This window comes from Streptomyces sp. DSM 41931, assembly GCF_050271085.1.
GTDB lineage: Bacteria > Actinomycetota > Actinomycetes > Streptomycetales > Streptomycetaceae > Streptomyces > Streptomyces albogriseolus.
Genome location: NZ_CP189902.1, coordinates 2814327 through 2835578 on the forward strand (window position 1 = coordinate 2814327; position 21252 = coordinate 2835578).

At 72.4% G+C, this 21252-nt stretch carries 17 protein-coding genes and 1 riboswitch; of the genes, 3 read left to right on the forward strand and 14 right to left on the reverse strand.

What is annotated here, in order from left to right; genetic code table 11:
- Positions 1 to 12: 12 nt before the first annotated feature.
- Positions 13 to 2544, forward strand: a complete 2532-nt coding sequence (locus ACP7TJ_RS12930) for an ABC transporter permease (RefSeq protein WP_189911974.1) — start codon at positions 13 to 15, stop codon at positions 2542 to 2544.
- Between the two features lie 74 nt (positions 2545 to 2618).
- On the opposite strand, the gene ACP7TJ_RS12935 is transcribed toward ACP7TJ_RS12930, so the two are convergent.
- The 14 genes from ACP7TJ_RS12935 to ACP7TJ_RS13000 all read right to left on the reverse strand — a co-directional run bounded on the left by ACP7TJ_RS12935 (position 2619) and on the right by ACP7TJ_RS13000 (position 19599).
- Positions 2619 to 3932 carry an SAM-dependent methyltransferase gene (locus ACP7TJ_RS12935; RefSeq protein WP_266397846.1) on the reverse strand — a complete coding sequence of 438 codons (1314 nt, stop codon included), beginning with the start codon at positions 3930 to 3932 and terminating at the stop codon, positions 2619 to 2621.
- A gap of 217 nt (positions 3933 to 4149) precedes the next feature.
- Complete coding sequence (locus ACP7TJ_RS12940; RefSeq protein ID WP_093763834.1) at positions 4150 to 5538, reverse strand: NAD(P)/FAD-dependent oxidoreductase; 1389 nt, start codon at positions 5536 to 5538, stop codon at positions 4150 to 4152.
- Between the two features lie 442 nt (positions 5539 to 5980).
- Positions 5981 to 6925, reverse strand: a complete 945-nt coding sequence (locus tag ACP7TJ_RS12945; RefSeq protein WP_193460085.1) for a Ppx/GppA phosphatase family protein — start codon at positions 6923 to 6925, stop codon at positions 5981 to 5983.
- Positions 6922 to 7455 carry a DUF501 domain-containing protein gene (locus tag ACP7TJ_RS12950; RefSeq protein WP_093763832.1) on the reverse strand — a complete coding sequence of 178 codons (534 nt, stop codon included), beginning with the start codon at positions 7453 to 7455 and terminating at the stop codon, positions 6922 to 6924. Before ACP7TJ_RS12950 ends, ACP7TJ_RS12945 begins: the two co-directional genes overlap by 4 nt.
- A 28-nt stretch (positions 7456 to 7483) precedes the next feature.
- The gene (locus tag ACP7TJ_RS12955) at positions 7484 to 7960 is read right to left on the reverse strand and encodes an FtsB family cell division protein (protein ID WP_093763831.1); all 477 of its coding nucleotides are present in this window, start codon (positions 7958 to 7960) and stop codon (positions 7484 to 7486) included.
- A 100-nt stretch (positions 7961 to 8060) separates the two neighbouring features.
- Entirely contained in the window at positions 8061 to 9341 is a 1281-nt protein-coding gene (eno, locus tag ACP7TJ_RS12960; RefSeq protein WP_093763874.1) for a phosphopyruvate hydratase, read from the reverse strand.
- Between the two features lie 268 nt (positions 9342 to 9609).
- On the reverse strand, positions 9610 to 10308 hold the full coding sequence (locus tag ACP7TJ_RS12965) for a transglycosylase family protein (RefSeq protein WP_093763830.1): 699 nt from the start codon (positions 10306 to 10308) through the stop codon (positions 9610 to 9612).
- Between the two features lie 4 nt (positions 10309 to 10312).
- Positions 10313 to 10481, reverse strand: a riboswitch (cyclic di-AMP (ydaO/yuaA leader).
- Between the two features lie 219 nt (positions 10482 to 10700).
- Positions 10701 to 11636, reverse strand: coding sequence for a transglycosylase family protein (locus ACP7TJ_RS12970; protein WP_401542019.1), 936 nt, complete (start codon positions 11634 to 11636; stop codon positions 10701 to 10703).
- A 192-nt stretch (positions 11637 to 11828) separates the two neighbouring features.
- Entirely contained in the window at positions 11829 to 13124 is a 1296-nt protein-coding gene (locus tag ACP7TJ_RS12975; RefSeq protein ID WP_427763225.1) for a cytochrome P450 family protein, read from the reverse strand.
- Positions 13125 to 13319: 195 nt separating this feature from the next.
- Complete coding sequence (locus ACP7TJ_RS12980) at positions 13320 to 14312, reverse strand: nucleoside triphosphate pyrophosphohydrolase (RefSeq protein WP_093769229.1); 993 nt, start codon at positions 14310 to 14312, stop codon at positions 13320 to 13322.
- A 19-nt stretch (positions 14313 to 14331) separates the two neighbouring features.
- Positions 14332 to 14982 carry a SurA N-terminal domain-containing protein gene (locus ACP7TJ_RS12985; RefSeq protein WP_093769228.1) on the reverse strand — a complete coding sequence of 217 codons (651 nt, stop codon included), beginning with the start codon at positions 14980 to 14982 and terminating at the stop codon, positions 14332 to 14334.
- 158 nt (positions 14983 to 15140) lie between these two features.
- Positions 15141 to 16637: a serine/threonine-protein kinase gene (locus ACP7TJ_RS12990; RefSeq protein ID WP_208840542.1), complete on the reverse strand. Its 1497-nt coding sequence runs from the start codon at positions 16635 to 16637 to the stop codon at positions 15141 to 15143.
- Between the two features lie 38 nt (positions 16638 to 16675).
- Positions 16676 to 17326: a hypothetical protein gene (locus ACP7TJ_RS12995; RefSeq protein ID WP_093769226.1), complete on the reverse strand. Its 651-nt coding sequence runs from the start codon at positions 17324 to 17326 to the stop codon at positions 16676 to 16678.
- A 122-nt stretch (positions 17327 to 17448) separates the two neighbouring features.
- Positions 17449 to 19599 (reverse strand): N-6 DNA methylase, encoded by a 2151-nt coding sequence (locus ACP7TJ_RS13000; protein ID WP_427763228.1) that lies wholly within the window; start codon positions 19597 to 19599, stop codon positions 17449 to 17451.
- A 204-nt stretch (positions 19600 to 19803) separates the two neighbouring features.
- Here ACP7TJ_RS13000 and ACP7TJ_RS13005 point away from each other — a divergent pair, with 204 nt between their 5' ends.
- Together ACP7TJ_RS13005 and ACP7TJ_RS13010 are read left to right on the forward strand one after the other, a co-directional pair.
- The gene (locus ACP7TJ_RS13005) at positions 19804 to 20301 is read left to right on the forward strand and encodes a hypothetical protein (protein ID WP_427763229.1); all 498 of its coding nucleotides are present in this window, start codon (positions 19804 to 19806) and stop codon (positions 20299 to 20301) included.
- A gap of 135 nt (positions 20302 to 20436) precedes the next feature.
- Complete coding sequence (locus tag ACP7TJ_RS13010) at positions 20437 to 21249, forward strand: hypothetical protein (RefSeq protein ID WP_427763230.1); 813 nt, start codon at positions 20437 to 20439, stop codon at positions 21247 to 21249.
- Positions 21250 to 21252: the final 3 nt, after the last annotated feature.

Sequence of the window (21252 nt, forward strand, 5' to 3'; positions counted from 1 at the left end):
CAGAGAAGACCCATGTTCCGTACCGCCTTGCGCAACGTCTTCGCGCACAAGGCCAGGCTGTTGATGACCGTGCTCGCCGTGATGCTCGGCGTGGCGTTCGTGTCGGGCACCCTGGTCTTCGCGGACACCCTCTCCAACGCCTTCCGCAACCAGTCGGCGAAGAGCTACGACGACGTCGCCGTCGCCGTCACCTCGTACGCCGACCCGGACAACCCCGAGGAGGCGCCCGGCCTGTCCGCCAAGGACCTCGACCGGATCTCCGCCGTGGACGGCGTCGCGGGGGTGTACGGCCGCGTCGAGGGCTTCGCCGGGGTCGCCGACCCCGACGGGAAGCTGATCGGCGTCGGCTGGTCCAACAAGGGCTCCAACTTCGCGCCCGGCAAGGACGGCAAGGACCCCGCGTACACGTTCACCGACGGCTCCGGCCCGGTGAAGGACGGCCAGGTCGCGCTGGACGAGGAGTCCGCGGCCAAGGGCGAGTACGAGGTCGGCGACCGGGTGCGCGTCGCCACCAACGGCCCGGTGAAGGAGTACACCCTCAGCGGTGTGTTCACCACCGAGGACGGCGCCGTCAACGCCGGCGGCAGCCTCGTCCTCTTCAACACCGCCGTCGCCCAGAAGCAGTACCTGAAGCAGGGCTACTTCGAGGACGTCACCGTCGTCGCGGCCCCCGGCGCGGACGACGCCGGGATCCTCGCCGCGGTCGAGCCGCTGCTGCCGGACACGGCGGAGGCGCAGACCGGCAAGGCGCTCGCGGACGAGCAGGCCGACCAGATCGAACAGGGCATGGGCAACCTCAAGCAGGTCCTGCTCGGCTTCGCGGGCATCGCGCTCTTCGTGGGCGTCTTCCTGATCTCCAACACGTTCACGATGCTGGTCGCCCAGCGCACCAAGGAGGTCGCCCTGATGCGCGCGGTCGGCGCGTCCCGCCGGCAGATCACCCGTTCGGTGCTCGCCGAGGCCGCGGTGGTGGGTCTGGTGGCCTCGGCCGTCGGCTTCGTCCTCGGTGTCGGTCTGGCCGTCGGACTGCGCTCCGGCATGGCGGCGTTCGACATGAAGATGCCTGACGGCCCGCTGGTCCTGTCCGCCACTCCGGTGATCTCGGCGTTCGCGGTGGGCGTGCTGATCACGGTGTTCGCCGCCTGGCTGCCCGGCCGCAGGGCCGCGAAGATCCCGCCGGTGGCGGCGATGAACAGCGTCCACGCGGTGGCCACCACCAAGTCGCTGGTGCTGCGCAACTCCATTGGTGGGGCCGTCACCGCCCTCGGCGCGGCGGGGATCGTGGCAGGCGCCTCGACCGGCGGCGACGACGGCCGGATGTACATCGGCGCGGGGGCGTTCCTCGCTCTGATCGGCGTGATCATCCTGATCCCGCTGCTGTCCCGGCCCGTGATCGCACTCGTCCGTCCGCTCCTCGTCGGGCCCTTCGGCGTGGCCGGCAAGCTGGCCGGCCAGAACGCGGTCCGCAACCCGCGCCGCACCGGCGCCACCGCCTCGGCGCTGGCGATCGGGCTGACGCTGGTGACCGGCCTGTCGGTGCTCGGCGTCACGGTCGGCACCGCCATCGACAAGATGACCACGGACAACATCAAGGCCGACTACATGGTCTCGATGGCCAACGGAGGCGACCTCGACCGGTCCGCGCTGACCGCGCTGGAGAAGGCCGAGGGCGTCTCGGCGGTCTCGCCGCAGCAGGACGCCTACCTCCAGACCGGTGACGACTACGTCTCCGCCTCCGCGGTCACCCCGGGCGACATCCAGGAGGTCCTGAACGTCGACGTCGTCAGCGGCGACGCCGGCACGCTCGCCGAGGGGCAGATCGCGGTCGCCGAGACCACGGCGAAGAGCAAGGGCTGGAAGCCCGGCGACCGCATCCCCTTCACCTTCGCCGACGAGAAGAAGGCGACGCTGACGGTCGGCGCCGTCTACAAGGACAGCGAGTTCCTCTCCCCCGTCCTCATCGACACCGCCGTGGTGAGCGACCACGAGGCGAAGCCGTACATCCGCCAGATCTTCGTGAAGGTCGACGGCGGCCAGTCCGCGGCGAACGAGAGGGTCCTCATCGACGCGCTCGGTGACAACCCCGCGATCACCGTGATGGACCGGCAGGACATCCGCGACGAGTTCGGCGGCGTGATCAACACCCTGCTGAACGTCATGTACGGCCTGCTGGCGATGGCTCTGATCATCGCGGTGCTGGGCGTCGTCAACACCCTTGCGATGTCCGTCTTCGAACGGCAGCAGGAGATCGGCATGCTGCGCGCGATCGGTCTGGACCGGCGCCGGGTGAAGCGGATGGTCCGGCTGGAGGCCGTCGTCATCTCGGTCTTCGGCGCGGTGGTCGGCATCGGTCTCGGCACGTTCCTCGGCTGGGCGATCGGCGAGACCGTCGCCGAGGAGATCCCGGGGTACGCGCTGGTCCTGCCCTGGGACCGGATCGGGATCTTCGTGGTGCTGGCCGCTCTGGTGGGCGTCCTGGCCGCCCTGTGGCCGGCCCGCAACGCCGCCCGGCTGAACATGCTGAGCGCGATCAAGGCGGAGTGACCTCGTCGCGACGCGGCACACCGAGGGCCGGGCCTCCCGTACGGGGAGCCCGGCCCTTCGCGTCGTGGTGCGGATCAGGCCGGGCCGGGCGCGCCCCACACCCGGGCCCGCAGCGGCACCCCGGAGGCGCCGGACTCGGGCGTCCGCACCGCGACGACCTGGTTGACGCCGATGCGGTTGCGTTCGAAGGCGAGCGCGGAGGCGGCCATGTACAGCAGCCAGACCCGGGTCCGTCCCGGACCGGCGAGAGCGGTCGCGCGCGCCTGGCCGGACTCCAGGTTCGCCACCCAGCGGCGCAGGGTGAGGGCGTAGTGCTCGCGGATCGACTCCACGTCGCGCACCTCGAACCCGGCGCGTTCCAGCAGGGAGACGGTGGTGCCGAGCGGGGCCAGCTCCCCGTCGGGGAAGACGTAGGCGTCGATGAACTCGTCCACCTGGTACGACGACTCGTCGCGCTGCGGGCGGCGGGCGATCTGGTGGTTGAGCAGCCGGCCGCCGGGGCTGAGGAGCCGGTGCAGGACGGTGGCGTACTCCAGGTACCGCTCGGAGCCGACGTGCTCGGCCATGCCGATGGAGGAGATCGCGTCGTAGGGCCCGTCCGCGACGTCCCGGTAGTCCTGGACGCGGATCTCGACGCGGTCGGTGAGCCCCTCCTCGGCGATCCGCTTGCGGGCGTAGGCGGCCTGCTCCTGGGAGAGGGTGATCCCGACGACGTTCACCCCGTGCTCGCGGGCCGCGTGGATCGCCATGGAGCCCCAGCCGCAGCCGACGTCCAGCAGCCGCTGCCCGGGCCGCAGGGCGAGCTTGCGGGCGACCAGTTCGAGCTTGTCGTGCTGGGCCTGTTCGAGGGTGCCCTCCGGGGGCGGGGCGGGCCAGTAGGCGCAGGAGTACACCATGGAGGGGCCGAGGACGATCTCGTAGAACTCGTTGCCGACGTCGTAGTGGTGGCTGATGGCGCGCTTGTCGCTGCGCTTGGTGTGCAGTCCGCGGCGGGGCCTGCGGACCTCCTCGCGGGGCGGGGCGGGCGGCAGCGGCGGGCCCGCCATCGCGAACAGCCGGCGCACCGCCGAGCGGAACTCCGGGTCGCGCAGGGACTGGGCGAGGGTACGGGCGTCCTCGTCGCGCTCCCAGACGATCCCGGCGAGCAGGTCCAGCACGGTGTAGAGGTCGCCGTCGATCGTCAGGTCGCCGGCCACCCAGGCGCGGGCCAGGCCCAGCTCGCCCGGCTTGAACAGCAGGCGGCGCAGGGCGCGGCGGTTGCGCACGACCAGGACGGGGGCCTCCGGAGGACCGGCCTGCGAGCCGTCCCAGGTGCGGATGCGCACGGGGAGGGGTGCGCCGAGCAACTGCTCGAGGATGCCTGTCAGCCGCAAGGCGGCGTCTGCCATGGTGTACACCTCCGTGACCGGATCCCGGAATGTCGTCACCACGTAAACACCTGGGCGCGGCCGTGACAGTCCCCGGCGCGCGTCTTTTTCGGGCCGAACTCGGAAACGCAACCCGGTGGGAGTCACCCCGGAACACGCCGAAGGGGCCGCCCGCACCACGGATGGCGGGCGGCCCCTTCGGGGGTGACCTACGGGTGACCTGGGGGGTGACCCCGGATCAGGAGGCCTTGGCCTCGGTCTTCTTCGGCTCCTGCGCGACGGCGGGCGCCGGGGCCGGCTTGGCGGCCTCGTAGAACTCCTCGCGCGGGGACTCGATCGCGCCCAGGGACACGACCTCGCGCTTGAGGAACATGCCGAGGGTCCAGTCGGCGAAGATCCGGATCTTGCGGTTCCAGGTCGGCATGGCCAGACCGTGGTAGCCACGGTGCATGTACCAGGCGAGCCGGCCCTTGAGCTTGATCTTGAACTTGCCCATCACGATCATCGCGACGCCCTTGTGCAGGCCGAGGCCCGCGACCGCGCCCTTGTTGGCGTGGCTGTACTCCTTCTGCGGGAAGCCCCGCATGCCGGAGATCACGTTGTCGCCGAGGACCTTGGCCTGGCGCAGCGCGTGCTGGGCGTTGGGCGGGCACCAGGCGTTCTCGTTGCCGGCCTTGCGGCCCACGAGGTCCGGCACCTGGGCGTTGTCGCCCGCGGCCCAGATGTAGTCGGTGCCCTTGACCTGGAGCGTCGGCTCGGTGTCGACGTGGCCGCGCGGGCCGAGCGGCAGGCCGAAGCGCGCCAGGGCCGGGTTGGGCTTGACGCCCGCGGTCCACACGATGGTGCCGGCGTCGACCTCGAGGCCGTTCTTCAGCACCACGTGGCCGTCGACGCAGGAGTCCATGGAGGTGGACAGGTAGACCTCGACGCCGCGGCTCTCGAGGTGCTCCTTGCCGTACGTGCCGAGCTTGGGGCCGACCTCGGGGAGGATCTTGTCGGCGGCGTCGACGAGGATGAAGCGCATGTCCTCGCGGGACACCGTCTTGTAGTACTTGGCCGCGTCCCGGGCCATGTCCTCGACCTCGCCGATGGTCTCCGCGCCGGCGAAGCCGCCGCCCACGAAGACGAAGGTGAGCGCCTTGCGCCGGATCTCCTCGTCCGTGGTGGAGTCGGCCTTGTCGAGCTGCTCGAGGACGTGGTTGCGCAGGCCGATGGCCTCCTCGACGCCCTTCATGCCGATGCCCTGCTCGGCGAGGCCGGGGATCGGGAAGGTGCGGGAGACCGCGCCGAGCGCGATCACCAGGTAGTCGAAGGGCAGCTCGTACGCCTCGCCGACGAGCGGCGCGATCGTGGCGACCTTGCGGTCCTGGTCGATGGTGGTGACCCGGCCGGTGAGGACCTCCGCCTTGGGAAGCACGCGCCGCAAGGGGACGACGACGTGCCGCGGGGAGATGCTGCCGGCGGCGGCTTCGGGGAGGAAGGGCTGGTAGGTCATGTACGACCGCGGGTCGACGACGGTGACGGTCGCCTCGCCGTAACGCATCTTCTTCTGGATGCGCCGAGCTGCGTACAGGCCTACGTACCCACCGCCTACTACGAGGATCCTGGGACGCTCCGTGGTGCTCATGCCATCGAGTATCCACCCGCTTGAGGGGGGTACCTCGTGCGCCCCTTCACAAGCTCCGGCAGGCCCTGTGCTACCATCCCGCGCTTCTTGATCCAGATCACAGTCCGGATCGGGAACCGGGCTCCCGCTTGACGCGTTGTCAATGCCGCGTGAGCTGCCTCTCTGCGGCTCCGGGCGGGCTGTGAGGGCGACCCGGCGGACGGTGCGCGCGGTGGGCGCGGACCCCTCGCGACCCCCTTCTGAACGTGTTCAAAGGGGTGTTGAGCGCCCGAACGGGTCAATCGGACCCGCTTCTTCGCCCTCCCAGGGCCAATTCCTTGTGAAGAACTTCACGAACTTTCCCGGAGAGGCCCCTCCCGAGGGGCCGAAGACCCCCCGGAGCGCTGCTCAAACGCTATCCCGGCTGCTCAGTGGAGTGCTACTGGCCGGTAATGAAAGAGACCTAGGCCACGGACCAGGCGATCCCGTCGAGGATGTCGTGTTCGGACACCACGACCTCCTCGGCGCCCGTCCGCTCCATGATCGCCAGCAGGACCAGGGCCCCCGCGCCGATCACGTCGACCCGGCCCGGATGCATGGACGGCACCGCGGCCCGCTCGGCGTGCGTGGAGCGCAGCAGCCACCCGGTGATCTCACGGACCCGCTCCCGGGAGACGCGGGAGTGGTGGATGGCCGCCGAGTCGTACTCGGGCAGGTCCTGGGCGATCGCCGACACGGTGGTGACGGAGCCCGCGAGGCCCACCAGCGTCCGCGCCTCGCGCAGCGGCACCGCCTCCTCCGCCCGGTCCAGGGCGGCCTCGACGTCGGCGCGCATCGCCGCGATCTGCTCCTCGGTGGGCGGGTCCGTCACGGCCCCGTCCCGCACCAGGTGCCGCTCGGTCATCCGGACGCAGCCGACGTCCACGGAGCGGGCGGCGCGCACATGGGCGTCGCCGACGACGAACTCGGTGGAGCCGCCGCCGATGTCCACCACGAGGAACGGCCGGTGCAGGTCGTCGCGGCCGGTCAGCTCCTTGGTGGCGCCGGTGAAGGAGAACTCCGCCTCCTGGTCGCCGGTGATCACCTCGGGCTCCACGCCCAGGATGTCCACCACCCCGCGCACGAACTCGTCGCGGTTCTCGGCGTCGCGGGAGGCCGAGGTGGCGACGAAGCGCAGGTGCTCCGAGGCGCCGTGCTTCTCGACGATCTCCGCGTACTCGCGGCAGGCGGCGAAGGTCCGCTCCAGCGCCTGGGGCGCCAGCCGCCCGGTGCGGTCGACACCCTCGCCGAGCCGCACGATCGTCATCCGCCGGTCCAGTTCGGTGAGTTCACCGGTCGCCGGGTCGGCGTCGGCCACCAGCAGACGGATGGAGTTCGTACCGCAGTCGATCGCGGCGACCCGGGTCACTGGGCGTCCTCCTCGGCCGCGGGCGTCACACAGGGGCCCTTGCTCCACCACTCCGGCAGCATCGCCAGCGCCTCGTCGCCGAGCGGGTTGACGCCCGGTCCGGCGGCCAGCGAGTGGGCGACCAGCACGTGCAGGCACTTCACCCGGTCCGGCATGCCGCCCGCGCTGGGGAAGTTCCTCAGCTCCTCGATCTCGTCGCGGCGCCGGATGTAGTCCTCGTGCGCCGCCCGGTAGGCGGCCGCCAGCTCCGGTTCCGCGGCCAGCCGTTCGGTCATCTCCTTCATCACGCCGTTCGCCTCCAGCGTGCCGATCGCGGAGTTCGCCCGCGGGCACGTCAGGTAGTACAGCGTCGGGAAGGGCGTGCCGTCGGGCAGCCGCGGCGCGGTCTCCACGACGTCCGGCTGCCCGCAGGGGCAGCGGTGCGCGATGGCGCGCAGCCCGCGCGGGGGCCGGCCGAGCTGCTGCTTGAAGGCCTCGACGTCCGCGTCGGTGGGCTCGGTACGCGGGGTCGTGGGCGGAGGGGTGTCCATACGTGTCTTTCTGCGGTGTTCCGTCGGGTCACTGGGCGGCGGCGTCGGCCTTGTCGACGCCGTCCCAGACGTTGGCGTACCAGGGGCGGTCGGCGGCCCGGAGGTCGCCGCGCGTGGTCCCGGCGCCGGCCGGGTCGATGACGATGTAGCCGGTCTCCCCCGGCATGACGTAGTGCAGGCGCCTGCGGATCTCCTGCTCGGCGTACGCGTCGTCCTGCCAGCGGGCCTTGAGATCGCGCAGCCGTTCGACCCGGCGGCGGGTCTCGTCCTGCTCCTTCTGCTGGTCGGCGATCTCCGCGCGCTGGGAGACGTACTGCCGCATCGGGTAGGCGAGGGCCACGACCAGGGAGCAGAGGACCAGGGCGAGCAGGGCCGCGCGCCCGGTCAGCCGGGAGCGGCGGGCCTGCCGCTTGGTCTGCGAGCGGTAGACCCGGGCCGCGGTCTGCTCACCGATCAGCCGGATCCGGGTCGCGGTGGAGAAACGGTCCCGGTCCTTCACCGCCATGTTCCCGCCTCTCGTCCGTCTCATACACGCGTACGTCCCCGCACACGGTACGGGACCGGGTACGGGGACGTACGTACGACGCTTCCTACGCGAGCGGCGCTCAGCCCTTGAAGCGGGGGAACGCGCTGCGGCCGGCGTACACCGCGGCGTCGTCGAGGATCTCCTCGATGCGCAGCAGCTGGTTGTACTTGGCGACGCGCTCGGAGCGGGCCGGGGCGCCGGTCTTGATCTGGCCGCAGTTGGTGGCGACGGCCAGGTCGGCGATGGTGACGTCCTCGGTCTCGCCGGAGCGGTGGGACATCATGCACTTGAAGCCGTTGCGCTGGGCCAGCTCCACGGCGTCCAGGGTCTCGGTGAGCGAGCCGATCTGGTTGACCTTCACCAGCAGGGCGTTGGCGGCGCCCTCCTCGATGCCGCGGGCCAGACGCTCCGGGTTGGTGACGAACAGGTCGTCGCCGACGAGCTGGACCTTGTCGCCGAGCTTGTCGGTGATGGTCTTCCAGCCCTCCCAGTCGTCCTCGAACAGCGGGTCCTCGATGGACACGAGCGGGTACGCGTCGACGAGCTCCGCGTAGTACTCGGTCATCTCGGCCGCCGAGCGCTCCTTGCCCTCGAAGGTGTAGACGCCGTCCTTGTAGAACTCGGAGGCGGCCACGTCGAGGGCCAGGGCGATCTGCTCGCCGGGGGTGTAGCCGGCTTCCCTGATCGCCTCGAGGATGAGGTCCAGGGCCTCGCGGTTGGAGCCGAGGTTCGGGGCGAAGCCGCCCTCGTCGCCGAGCCCGGTGGCCAGGCCCTTGCTCTTCAGGACCTTCTTGAGGGTGTGGTAGACCTCGGCGCCCCAGCGCAGCGCCTCGGAGAAGGACTCCGCGCCGATCGGGGCGATCATGAACTCCTGGATGTCCACGTTGGAGTCGGCGTGCGAGCCGCCGTTCAGGATGTTCATCATCGGCACCGGCAGCAGGTGCGCGTTCGGGCCGCCCAGGTAGCGGAACAGCGGCAGGTCGCTGGCCTCGGAGGCGGCGTGCGCGACGGCGAGCGAGACGCCGAGGATGGCGTTGGCGCCGAGCGAGCCCTTGTTGTCGGTGGCGTCCAGGTCGAACATCGCCTGGTCGATCAGGCGCTGCTCGGTGGCGTCGTAGCCGACGAGCTCCGGGCCGATCTGCTCGATGACGGCCAGTACGGCCTTCTCGACGCCCTTGCCCAGGTAACGGCCGGCGTCGCCGTCACGGAGTTCGATGGCCTCGAAGGCGCCGGTGGAGGCGCCGGACGGGACGGCGGCACGACCCGTGCTGCCGTCGTCGAGGCCGACCTCGACCTCGACCGTGGGGTTGCCTCGGGAGTCCAGGATTTCCCGGGCTACGACGACGTCGATGGACGGCACGAGCATCTCCTTCTTGGGATGTGACGCGGGTGAGCGGGGCCGCGGGGGCCCTGCGGGTCCGAGCCTAACCGGCTCCGGGCGATCGGCCATCTCGCCGCCCGCCTCATGGACAGAACCGAGCGTAGATTGTTTCCGCGCGGAACAAAGCAGGTTCGGAAAACCGTGACCGGAATGCGTCCGGACATGACCCCGCCCCGGTGCGTACGGGGGAAGAAACGCACCGGGGCGGGGAGCCCGTGGGGACGGGGAGGGACCTGCGGGTCTGCCCTTACTTCAGGTGCAGCTGCTGGCCCGGGTAGATGAGGTCGGCGTTGTCGACGATGTCGTCGTTCAGGTCGAACAGCTTCGCCCAGCCGCCCTTGACGTCGTGCTCCGCGGCGATCGAGCTGAGGGTGTCGCCCTTGACGACCTTGTACTCGCCGTCGCCCTTCTCGACCTTCTTGCCGGTCGGGGTGGTGACGGTCTTCTTCTCGGCCTTCTGCTCGGCCGGGGCGGCCGGGCGCTCGGCGGAGCGGGAGGCCTTCTGCTCGCTCTCGCGCGACTCGGTGGAGCCGGACTCCTGCGAGGAGCCCTCGGCGGAGGAGCCGTTGTAGGCGGCGTTGGACAGGCCGGTGCCGCAGACCGGCCAGGCGCCCTTGCCCTGGCCCGCGAGGACCTTCTCGGCGATCTCGATCTGCTGGGCCTTGGTGGCCTGGTCGGCGGTGGCGGCGTACTGGGTGCCGCCGTACGCGGCCCACGTGGAGGCGGAGAACTGCAGACCGCCGTAGTAGCCGTTGCCGGTGTTGATGGACCAGTTGCCGCCGGACTCGCACTGGGCGACGGCGTCCCACTCGGACGCGGTGGCGGCGGAAGCCGTGCCGGACGCCATCAGCGGGCCGGCGACGGCGGCGCCGGCGACACCGGCGATGGCGATGGCGCGAGTGGCCTTGGACGGACGACGGTGCTTGCCCTTGCCGGAAAACAGCATGGATGGATCCCCTCACCGACGCCTACGAGGTGAGCTGTCGGGTTCGGGCCGGTTGAGTTGCCCGGCCACGTCCCTCCCGGGACGCGGCTTCACCCCGAGCCGTACCGGACGTCAACCGTCCGGTCGCGGCACTTACCTGGGTCCCCCGCTCCTGCCTACGGCGCATGACGCGACGACTGTTCCCGTGCTGCCACTGGCAGGATTCGGCGTGGCGGCAGCCGGGGCCCGCGATGGCGAGCGGTCACGACCGTAAGCACGCGATCGGTGGATAATCAAAGATGATCAGGGCTTCTGAGATCTATCTCTCACAGTCCTTATTACGGACATTCAGCTCTAATCGCCCTGTCAACTGCCGCCACCCCAGGGCGCCTTCGACTGCCCGTTTCCGACCGCTATTCGCCGGTCTCGGCGTCCACCAGAAGCCGCTGACCGGGCAGGATCAGGTCCGGGTCCTCGCCGACGACCTGCTGGTTCTCGACATACAGCGCCGTCCATCCACCCGTCAGGGCAAGGGAGTCGGCGATGGAGGTGAGGCTGTCGCCGGTCTGCACGGTGTAGCGGTCGTCGGTGATCCCCGCGGGCCTCTCCACGGACCGCGAGGCGTGCCGGCCGGACGGCGGGGTCACGGCGTCGGCGGTCTCGTCCTCCTGGGCGACGGGACCGCGGTGGCGGCCCGAGCCTGTGTCCTCGGACTCGGTCGCGGCCGAAGAACCGGCACTCTCACCCGACTTGTCCGACTCGTCACCTTCGGGGGTGGCGGAGGCGGACGGAGAGGCCCCGGTGTTCGCGTCACTCTTCTCCTTCTCGGACGAACCGGACGTCGCCGACGGAGAGGGGGAAGCGGACGAATCACTGGATTCCGGCGAACCGGACGGGGTGGCGGTACCGTCGTTCCGGGAGTCCTCCCGGTCCGCGTCGGTCGGCACGCCCGGGTCGACGTTCGGGGACGCGGTGTCCTGGTTCAGACCCGTGAGCAGGCCGCAGGCGCGCCACTTGCCGACGCCCTGGTCGGCGAGGATTCTCTCGGCCACGGTGATCTGCTGGTTGCGGCTGGCCTGGTCGGCACTGGGCGCGAACTCCAGGCCGCCGTAGTCCTCCCAGTCGTCCTGGGTCAACTGCAGTCCGCCGTAGTAGCCGTTGCCGGTGTTCTGGCTCCAGGAGCCGCCGCTCTCGCACTCCGCGACCCGGTCCCAGGTCTCACCGTCCGCCGCGCTGGCGGCGCCCGCCCCGAGGAGCGGAATCGCGATCGCGGAGCCGGTCACCCCGGCGGCGACGAGCAGAGCCGGAGCCTGGCGGGGGCGACGGTGTCGGCCGTTCCCGGAGAGCATGCGGAAGCCTTTCACTCGGCAGCGAGGACCGGCACGGGCGAGCAAAACCTTGCAGCGCGCCGTACTTGATGGGTGAACGTATAGGCAGACGATCACTTGTCACAAGTTCATGCCGTGCAGATCACATGAAGATCACAGAGTTGAGCATGTCTCAGGTTTCCGTGCACCGGCCCCCGGGCACGGACAGGAAGGTCAGGTCTGCCCTGAACAAGGAGGGGAGAATTCCACCGGAAGCGTGCGGAGACCCCGCATGATGAGGCCGCCGCGCCAGCGCAGTTCGGCCGGATCGGCCGCCAGCCTGAGATCCGGAAGACGCGTCAGAAGCGTGGCGAGCGCGGTCTGCCCCTCCAGACGCGCGAGCGGGGCGCCCAGGCAGTAGTGGATGCCGTGCCCGTACCCCAGATGCTGGTTGTCGCGGCGGCCCAGGTCCAGCGTGTCCGGGTCGGCGAACCGCTCCGGGTCCCGGTCGGCCGCGGCCAGCACGACCAGGACCGGGTCGCCGGTCTCGATCCGCTGCCCGCCGATGACGACCGGCTCGGTGGCGAACCGCCAGGTCGCCAGCTCCACCGGGCCGTCGTAGCGCAGCAGTTCCTCCACCCCGGTCTCCAGCAGCCCGCGGTCCCCCTCGGCCAGCGCCCGCTGCAGACGCTCCCGCTGCTCCGGGTGCGTGAGCAGGGCGTAGGTGCCGTTGCCGATGAGGTTGACGGTGGTCTCGAAGCCGGCGAAGAGAAGGATGAACGCCATCGCGGCGGCCTCGTTCTCCGTGAGGTGCTCGCCGTGGTCGGAGGCGCGGATCAGACCCGAGATGAGGTCCTCGCCGGGGACGGGCTCGGCGGGCAGCGCCTCCCGCTTGCGGTGGATCAGCTCCGCGAGGTAGCCGCGCATCTTCTTCACCGACCGGGCCACCCCGCCGCGCGGCCCGCCGCCGTGACGGATCATCATGCCCGCCCAGTCCCGGAAGTCGTCCTGGTCCTCGCGCGGGACGCCGAGCAGGTCGCAGATGGCGTAGATGGGGAGCGGGAAGGCGAAATCGTGGATGAGGTCGGCGGTGCCGCTGCCGCTCGCGGTGAAGCGGTCGATGAGGTCGTCGGTGAGCTCCTGCACGCGGGGGGCGAACTCGGCGACCCGGCGGGGGGTGAACGCCTTGCTGACCAGGCGGCGCAGGCGGGTGTGGTCCGGCGGGTCGATGTTCAGCAGATGCGTCATCAGATCGGCCTGCCGCTCGCCCGGGATACCCGTCTTGCCCTTGGCGTGCGCGGGCTCGTCGTGGTGCGCGGGGTTCTTGGACAGACGGTTGTCGGCGAGGGTCTGCCGGGCGTCGGCGTAGCGCGTGACCAGCCAGGCGTCCACCCCGCTGGGGAGCTTGGTCTTGTGCACGGGAGCGTGTTCGCGGAGCCAGGCGTAGGCGGGGTAGGGGTTGGCCGCGAACTCCCATGTGAACAGGTCGGGGGCGGGGCCGTGGGGGGTGGGGGGTGGCTGGTCGCGCATGGGGTGACCCTAACGGGCGGGGGGTTATGGGCCGCGGGCCCGTGCGGGTGGGTGGGGGTTGTGTGCGCAGTTCCCCGCGCCCCTGGAACCCGTGCGGGTCCGTGGGGGTTGCTCGCGCAGTTCCCCGCGCCCCTGAAGGGGCGCGGGGAACTGCGCGAGTGGGGGTTCGGGGGCGGAGCCCCCGAGGTGGGGAGGTCAGGCTCGCGTGTCTTGTTCGGTGGCGCGGATCGCGTCCCGGTACGCACGCGCCGCAGCCCGCAGGGCCGCCTCCGCGTCCACGCCCTCCGCCTCCGCCCGCGCCGCGAGCGCGAGCAGCTCGTAGCCGACGCCCTCCCCGGAGGGGAGAGGAACGGAGAGGCCCGCCCCGCGGGCCCGCCCCGCCAGCTTGGCGGCGAGGGCCAGCGCCGGCTGCCCCACCGGCACCCCGTCCGTGACGGACTCCCTCCGCTTCTCCTCCGCCTTCGTCCGCATCCAGTGCGCCTTGACCTCCTCCGGCGTCCGCGCCGTCTCCTCCCCGAAGACATGCGGATGCCGGTGGACGAGCTTGGCGACGATCCCGCCCGCCACGTCGTCGACGGAGAACGGCTCCTCCGGGTGCTCCTCCGCGATCCGCGCGTGGAAGACGACCTGGAGCAGCACGTCCCCCAGCTCCTCCCGCAGCTCGTCCCGGTCGCCGTCCTCGATGGCCTCGACGAGCTCGTACGCCTCCTCGATGCCGTACTTGGCGAGCCCCTTGTGGGTCTGCTGCGAGGACCACGGGCACTCGGCGCGGATGCGGTCCATGACCTGCACCAGGTCCAGCAGGCGGGCGCCCGGCAGGTCGTAGGAGGCGGGCAGCAGCTCCAGCTCGGGCATGCGGACCCTGCCGCTCCCGGCCATCCGCGCCAGTCCGTCGGTGAGCGCGGGCTCGCCCTCGCCGGACGCGACGACGACCACCGTGCGGCCGCCGGCGCAGGCGTCGACGACCTCCTCGGCGGTGGGCGCGGCCTCCTCGACGGCTATTCCCGCCTCCCGCAGATACGGCAGCTGCGGATGGGCGCCGTCCGCGCACAGCACCCGGTCGGCCGCGCGCAGGGCCTGCCAGGCGGGCCAGGACAGCAGTCCTGGCGCGACCCGGTGGCTGGTGGTGAGCAGGACGACACGGCCGGGGGCGGCCTCGGGGGCCGGTGCGGGGCTGGTTGCGTTCACCCTTCGAAACTAGCCCACGTCACAGCCCCAGCGGCGGCCCGTCCGTGGCGGTGACGTCCTTCACCCACGGGGTCTTCGCGTCCACCCGGCTGCTCTTCTCCGCGTCCCACTCGCCGTAGCGGGGGTTGAGGTCGACGTCGAGCTCCTTGCTCGCGTCGGACAGTGCCTTCCAGAACTCGGGGCGGCTGGTGTCGGTGCCGAGCTTCTGGGCGAGCTTCTGCGCCGTCACCTGGAGGCGGAGGTTGTCGTCGAGGCGCTGCGGCGGGACGCCGTACTGCTGGAGCCAGGCGGCCTCCAGCGCCTTGGCGCCGCCGGCCTGCTCCTCGAACTCGGCCCGCGTCCGCTGCACCTCGCGGTCGGAGACGGTCACCCCGGCGTCGCGCGCGGCGCGCTCCAGCACCCGGTCCAGCACCATGCTGTGCAGGGTGTCGCGGGTCAGGCCGCCGGTGCGGGCGATGGCCTGCTGGTACTGCGCCTCGTCCGGGACGGCGGCCCGCTGGGCGGCGCGCACCTCGTCGACGCGGTTCTCCAGCTGCGACACGGTGATCCGCTCCCCGCCGACCACGGCCGCCGCACCGGGGTGCGCGTCGTTCCCGCAGGCGGTGAGCAGAGGGGCCGCCGCGGCGATCGCGGCGGTGAGGAGGAACGCGGTGCGACGACGGCGGTGCAAGGAAACCTCCTGAGGAGAGCTTGTGCGGCGGTGCACAAAGTCTTGCGGTGATCGATGGTAGGCATCGGCCAAGCTCTGGCCAACCCATTCGACCAACGATTCACGGCGACTTCCGGCACCGCCGCGCCCGCCGTCCCCTCCACGCGGGCCCGGCCGCGCTACCCGCGCACCTGCCCCAGCCACTGGAGGGTGCGCCGGATGTCCGCCGCGAGCGGGTGCCCCGGCCCCTGCACACGCTCCACGTCGTGCAGCAGCCGCACCAGCGTGTCGTGCGCGGCGGCCCGGTCGCCGAGGGCGAGCAGCAGATGCCCGATGCGGCGCCGCACGTCGTGGGCCTGCTGCGGGTCGCCGGCGGCCACGTACTGGTTCTCGTAGTACGGCAGCAGCGCCCGGTACTCGGCGAGGGCGGCGGCCGGGTCGCCGAGCTGCTCCAGGCACTGGGCGGCCTCGTAGCGGTGGCGCAGCGACTGCGGGTCGGCCTGGCCGGCCTCGGCCGCGCGCTCGTCGGCGAGGCGGCGCAGTTCGGGCAGGGCCCGCCGGTACTGGCCGTCGTCGAGGAGCGTGGCCGCGTACTGCTTGCGCAGGGTGCGCACCACCGGGGAGTGCTCGCCGTGCTGTTCGGCGGCGACCGGGAGGATCGAGCCGAGGATGTCGACGGCCTGGGTGATGCGGCCCTCGCCGAGCAGCCGTTTCACCTCGTCCACGGCGGCGGCCACGTCGGCCTTCTCCGCCGCCGGGGCGGGCGGCGCGGCGGGCGCGGGCTGCGGCGCCGGCGTCCTGGCGCGGTCCGGCCAGGGGGCGTGCGGGCGCAGGAAGGGCCGGGTCGGGTCCAGCGGGGCGCCGGTGGGCGTGCCTCGGGCGGGCAGCAGCAGCGCCAGGTGTTCGTAGACCTCCTGCGCGGAGTCCGGGCGGTGCTGCGGGTCCTTGGCGAGCAGCCGCAGCACCAGGGCCTCCAGCGCCTCGGGCACCTCGGGGCGCAGCCGGCGCACCGGCACGGGCGGCTCGTACAGGTGCCGGTGCAGCACCCCGAGCGCCGTGGAGCCGGAGAACGGCACGTCCCCGCTGAGCAGTTCGTGCATCAGCACGCCGAGCGCGTACAGGTCCGTGTACGGGCCGACCGCGCCGCCCATCGCCTGCTCGGGCGCCATGTAGGCGGGCGAGCCGATGGGCGTGCCGGTGTGGGTCAGGCGCGTGGTGTCGGCGTCCATCACGGAGGCCACGCCGAGGTCGAGCACGGTGACCGTGCCGTCCTGCTTCACCATCACGTTCCGCGGCTTGAGGTCGCGGTGGACGATCGGCACCGCGTGCACGGCGCTGAGCACGGCGCACAGCTGCGCGGCGACCGCGACCGCCCACTGCCAGGGGTACGGGTCGTGCTCGGCGAGGTGGTCGCCGAGGTCGGCGCCGTCGACGTACTGCATGACGAGGAACAGCTCCTCGCCCTCGCTGCCCGCGTCGTGCACGGTGACCAGGCCGGGGTGGTCGACCTGCGCGGTCACCCGGCACTCGCGCACGAAGCGGCGGCGCAGCTCGTCGGCCTCGTGTCCCGCCACCTTGTCGGGGCGCAGCAGCTTCACCGCCACACGCCGGTCCAGCCGCTTGTCGTAGGCCGTCCAGACCTGTCCCATGCCGCCCTGGCCGATGAGCGTGGACAGTTCGTAGCGGCCGGCGACGACTCGTCCCGTCGTCACGCTCACCGTCCGCCCTCGTGGTCGCCCCGCTGCTGTCCGTCCTGCCGGCGCAGGTAGTCGCTGAGCTCGTCGAGCTCGGCGCGCACCTGGTCGATCCGGGCGGGCGCGGGCCGCTGCGGCGGCTGCGCCTGCGGCGGGGACACGGGGGCGGGCGGCACGGGGGCGGGCGGCACGGCGCCGGGGTGCGGGGTGTGCGGAGGCTGCGGCTGCGACAGGGCCGTGGGCAGGTACGGCGAGGCCGGCTGCGGGTAGCCGTAGGGGGCGGGGCCGCCGGGGGCGTGGACCGTGGTGGCGTGCGGCGACGGCGGCACCGGGCCGCCGTACGGGCCCTGCCGCCGAGGCAGGCGGATGTCGACGACCAGGTAGTACGCGCTCGCGCACGCGCCCAGCAGGAGCAGGGCGGCGAGGGCCACGTCGGTCCGCCAGTCGCTCTCCGGCAGGGAGCCGATCACGGCCATGCAGGCGATGGCCAGCGGCATGCTCGCCCAGGCCGCTATCCAGTCGAAGACCCGCCCGCGCAGCACCGCGATCCGGAACAGCGGCACGGCGGACAGCATCCCGCAGCACAACACCCCGGAGGCCGCGTACAGCACGCGCTGCGTGATGACCGATCCCGAGCTGGGTGGGGGCGGCGCCGCGCCGTGGCCGTACATGCTGCTCCTGGACGGGTGTAGCCGATGTGTGGACTCCGGTGGAGGGTCCGAGCGTATCGGCCCGGGGCGACAACCGGTCCCGTGATGTACCGAACCGTTGCCGTACCGGAGCTGGGCCGCCGTCAGCCGGGGGCGATCGTCCCGTCGGTCAGACCGTCGTACATCCCCCGCACGAGCTGCTCGCCGAGCCGTCCGGCCTCCCTGAGCGCCCTCTCGAACGCGTCCAGGGCGCGGAACCGCTCGCCGTAGCGGCGCTGTTCGTCCGGTGCGAGGCGCGGGAGCTGGAGGCGTCGGACGTCGAGCCGGGTGGCGGTGGACGCGTAGCTGCTGGCCTGGCGGTGGTTGGCGGTGCCGCGCAGGAACCCGGCGAGGAACCACGCGTCGAGCGCCGCCGGATCGGGGCGCAGCAGCACCAGGTTGCGGCCGAGGACGGCCCCGGCGGTCGCCTCGTCGACGACCCGGGCGACGGCCCCGCCGCCGAGCACGGGCAGCACGACGTCGCCCGGCTCGGTGAGCACCGGCTCCTCCTCGCTCTCCGGGAGCGTCCCGGAGGGCGCGGTCCCGGCCAGCACGTCGTGGTCGGTGAGCACGGGCACGCGTGCGTGGCCGCCGTGCCCGCCGGTGCGCATCACCAGCGCGCCCGCGCGCGCCAGTTCGCCGACGGTGGTCAGCGGCAGCCGCCCCGACGCGGCGGGCGGCACGGGCTCCGCGGGCGGCGGCGCCAGCTCGGCGGTCAGCCGCAGCGTCTCGTCGAGCCGCGCCCGTACGTCGGTCAGCCGGCCGGCGCCGCCGGTGTCCGCCGGGGGCGGCAGCCGGCGGGCGGGGGCCAGGTCGACGTCGTCGTCGAGGAGTTCGATGACCGGCACCGAGCGGGCCAGGCCGGGCCGTTCCTCGACGCTCCCGTCCCGGTCGAAGGCGCCCCAGGCGTCGAGCACGGTCTCCCGCACCCCGGGCCAGTCGGGTCCGCCGCGCCCCTCGGCGGTGAACCGCCCGGCGTCGACGAGCAGCACCTCCGGCTGCGCGGGCGTCCGGTCGGGCCGGCGCAGCACCCACAGGTGCAGCGGCACGCTGTACGGGGGCGCCGCCCCGGCGGGCAGCGCGACGACGGCGCGCAGCGCGCCCCGGCGCAGCAGGTCGGCCCGGATACGCCGGCCGGAGCGGCGGGACGCCACCGCGGGCGGCATCAGCAGTACGGCGGTGCCGCCGTCCCTGAGCCGGGCGAGCGCGTGCTGCACCCAGGCCAGCTCGGACTCGGTGCGGGCGGGGAAGCCGTACTCCCAGCGCGGGTCGTAGGCGAGGTCGTCGTGGCCCCAGTTGCGCTCGTTGAACGGCGGGTGGCACAGCACGGCGTCCGCCCGCAGCTCCGGGTACGCGTCGGCCCGCAGGGTGTCGCCGGCGGCGGCGTGCACGGGGGCGCGGGTGTGCAGGGCGAGACGCAGGGCGGTGAGGGCGGCGAGCTCCGGCGAGCCGTCCTGGGCGTGGAGCCGGCGGCCGGGGCGGTCGGCGACGGCGCGGAGCAGGGCGCCGGTGCCGCAGGCGGGGTCCAGGACGGTGGCGGGGGTGCCGGCGAGGGCGGCCATGAGGCCGGCGAGGTCGGGCGGGGTGAGCGTGTACTGGCGCGGGTTGGCGTCGAGGTGCCGGCCGAGCAGGAACTCGAAGGTGGGGCGGGCGCCCCGCTCGGCGGCGAGTTCGGCGACGCCGCGCAGGAGGGGGACGGAGGGGAGGAGGCGGGGGGCGGTGGGGATGTGGAGGGCGGGGGTGGCCGGGGTGACTGGGGTGGCCTGTGCGGCCGGTGTCGCCGGGGTGGCGGCGCTCGGGGTGTTCACAGAGTGCTGACCGTTCACGTGTGAGCGGTCGGGGCGGCCTGGTCGGGCCGTCTCGGGCATGCGCGGTGTGAGCACCTCGTCCAGCGCCGCGGGGAGCAGCGCGGCGAGCCGCTCGTCGGTGCCGGAGCTGATGTCGAGCCAGACGGGCGGCCGGTCGTGGATCAGCAGCAGCGCGCAGCCGGCGTGGACGAGCGCGGTGACCGGCCCGTCGGGGTGGCCGACGAGCTGCTGCCAGACGCGCTCCTTGAGCGGGACCTCGGCGAGCTTGCGGTGGCGTCGCAGCCACTCCTCGACCTCGGCGAGGGCGAACGCGGGGCTGGTCTCGGTACCCCCGACCGGCCGGGGGAAGTCGGCGTGCCGGCGGCGCCAGTTGCTGACCGCGGCCCGGCCCACCCCCGCCAGCCGGGCGATCCCCGCGGCGGTCACTTCAGTCGCGTTGTCCTGCATTCCGGAACCCCGCCCCGCTTTCCCACTGCTCCCTGTGTGGCGACGAGCATACCGAGGACCGTACGGAGGGAGGTTCACGGCCGTGTACCCATCGATTCACACCTCTCGTGTTGACTCGGTTCACACTCTCTGCTCTGATTGACCCCGCAAACGAGCGGCCGCCGGTGAATGGGGGCGGCCGCCGCCTGGGGAGGGGACACCGTCATGGGTATGAAGACCAAGATCGCGCTGGGCGCCGTCGTGGGGATCGTCGTCATCGGCGCCGTCTCGGCGAACGCCGGCGACAGCGACACCGGCTCCGCCGACAAGGGCGCCTCCGCCTCCGCGGACCGGCAGCCCGGCGGCGCGAAGGACACGGGGGCGGGCACCGGGGCCGACGCCGGCAAGGGCAATGAGAAGGCGGAGAAGGCGGAGAAGAAGGCCTCCCAGGCCGAGCAGTTCAAGGCGTTCGTCGAGGAGAACGGGACGGCGCAGGAGAAGGAGGCCGTCTCGCACGTCACCAAGGTGCAGGGCGCCGACGAGCAGAACGACATCCTCGACACCGCCGACGTCTACACCGACTTCACCGGCGGGATCATGGGCGAGGGCACCGGCCCCGCCAAGCTCATCGCCTCCGCCTTCGCCGACTGGAAGCAGAGCGAGAACGGTCTCGTCACCGTCTACGACGCCGACGGCGAGCTCCTCGGCAACGGCCAGTTCTGACACTCGCCCCCGGCGCCGCGCGCCACTCCCGGCCGTCACGGCCGCTCCCGGTCGTCACGGCCGCTCCCGGTCGTCACCTCGGCCGCTCCGCGGTGACCGTCCACCACCACGAACCCCCGAAGGAACAGAACCGTCATGCGTCGCACCGCACTCGCCGCCCTCTGCCTCGTCGCCGTGACCGGCGCCGGGCTCACCGGCTGTCAGTCCGGCGGGGACACGGCGTCCGCCGGCTCCCAGCCGGCCTCGGAACAGGCGAAGGACCCGAAGACCTCTAAGAATTCGAAGGACACGAAGGACACGAAGGAGCCGTTCGCCGGACTGTCCGGCGGCGAGATCACCGAGCGCGCGCTGGCGGCCACCACGGGCGCCCCGTCCCTGCGGTTCACGGGCGAGATCCCCGACGAGGAGAGCGGCGGCACCCTCCGTCTCGACCTGGCCCTGGACAAGAAGGGCGACTGCGCCGGCACCCTCGGCCTGGGCGACGAGGGCGAGGTCGAGCTGATCAAGACCGGCGGCACCCTCTACGCCAAGTACGACGAGGCGTTCCTGCGCGCCCAGAGCGAGGGCGAGCCGCAGGCGGACGTCGACGCGGTGGTGGAGATGATGGCCGGCACATGGACCAAGATGGCGGCCACCGGCGCGGACGCCGAGGACATCGCGGGCTTCTGCGACCTCGACGAGGTGCTCGGCGACGCCGGCGACGGCAGCTCGGACGCCACCCGGGGCAAGGCCACCACGCTCGACGGCACTCCGGCGCTGACGCTCACCGAGCAGGACGGCAAGGACCGGTACACCTTCTACGTCGCCACCGAGGGCGAGCCGTATCTGCTCCGGCTGGAGAGCACGTCGGCCGCGGACCCGGGGACGATCACCTTCACCGACTTCGGGAAGCCGGTCCCGGCCGGGAAGCCCGAGGGCGAGATCCTCGACCTGGACGCCCTGGGCTGACCG

Bases quoted from the DNA above. Each gene is read 5' to 3' on its own strand.
- ACP7TJ_RS12930 (WP_189911974.1), top strand. From the start codon at position 13: ATGTTCCGTACCGCCTTGCGCAACGTCTTCGCGCACAAGGCCAGGCTG.
- ACP7TJ_RS12935 (WP_266397846.1), bottom strand. From the start codon at position 3,932: ATGGCAGACGCCGCCTTGCGGCTGACAGGCATCCTCGAGCAGTTGCTC.
- ACP7TJ_RS12940 (WP_093763834.1), bottom strand. From the start codon at position 5,538: ATGAGCACCACGGAGCGTCCCAGGATCCTCGTAGTAGGCGGTGGGTAC.
- ACP7TJ_RS12950 (WP_093763832.1), bottom strand. From the start codon at position 7,455: ATGGACACCCCTCCGCCCACGACCCCGCGTACCGAGCCCACCGACGCG.
- ACP7TJ_RS12955 (WP_093763831.1), bottom strand. From the start codon at position 7,960: ATGGCGGTGAAGGACCGGGACCGTTTCTCCACCGCGACCCGGATCCGG.
- ACP7TJ_RS12965 (WP_093763830.1), bottom strand. From the start codon at position 10,308: ATGCTGTTTTCCGGCAAGGGCAAGCACCGTCGTCCGTCCAAGGCCACT.
- ACP7TJ_RS12970 (WP_401542019.1), bottom strand. From the start codon at position 11,636: ATGCTCTCCGGGAACGGCCGACACCGTCGCCCCCGCCAGGCTCCGGCT.
- ACP7TJ_RS12975 (WP_427763225.1), bottom strand. From the start codon at position 13,124: ATGCGCGACCAGCCACCCCCCACCCCCCACGGCCCCGCCCCCGACCTG.
- ACP7TJ_RS12995 (WP_093769226.1), bottom strand. From the start codon at position 17,326: ATGTACGGCCACGGCGCGGCGCCGCCCCCACCCAGCTCGGGATCGGTC.
- ACP7TJ_RS13000 (WP_427763228.1), bottom strand. From the start codon at position 19,599: ATGCAGGACAACGCGACTGAAGTGACCGCCGCGGGGATCGCCCGGCTG.
- ACP7TJ_RS13005 (WP_427763229.1), top strand. From the start codon at position 19,804: ATGGGTATGAAGACCAAGATCGCGCTGGGCGCCGTCGTGGGGATCGTC.
- ACP7TJ_RS13010 (WP_427763230.1), top strand. From the start codon at position 20,437: ATGCGTCGCACCGCACTCGCCGCCCTCTGCCTCGTCGCCGTGACCGGC.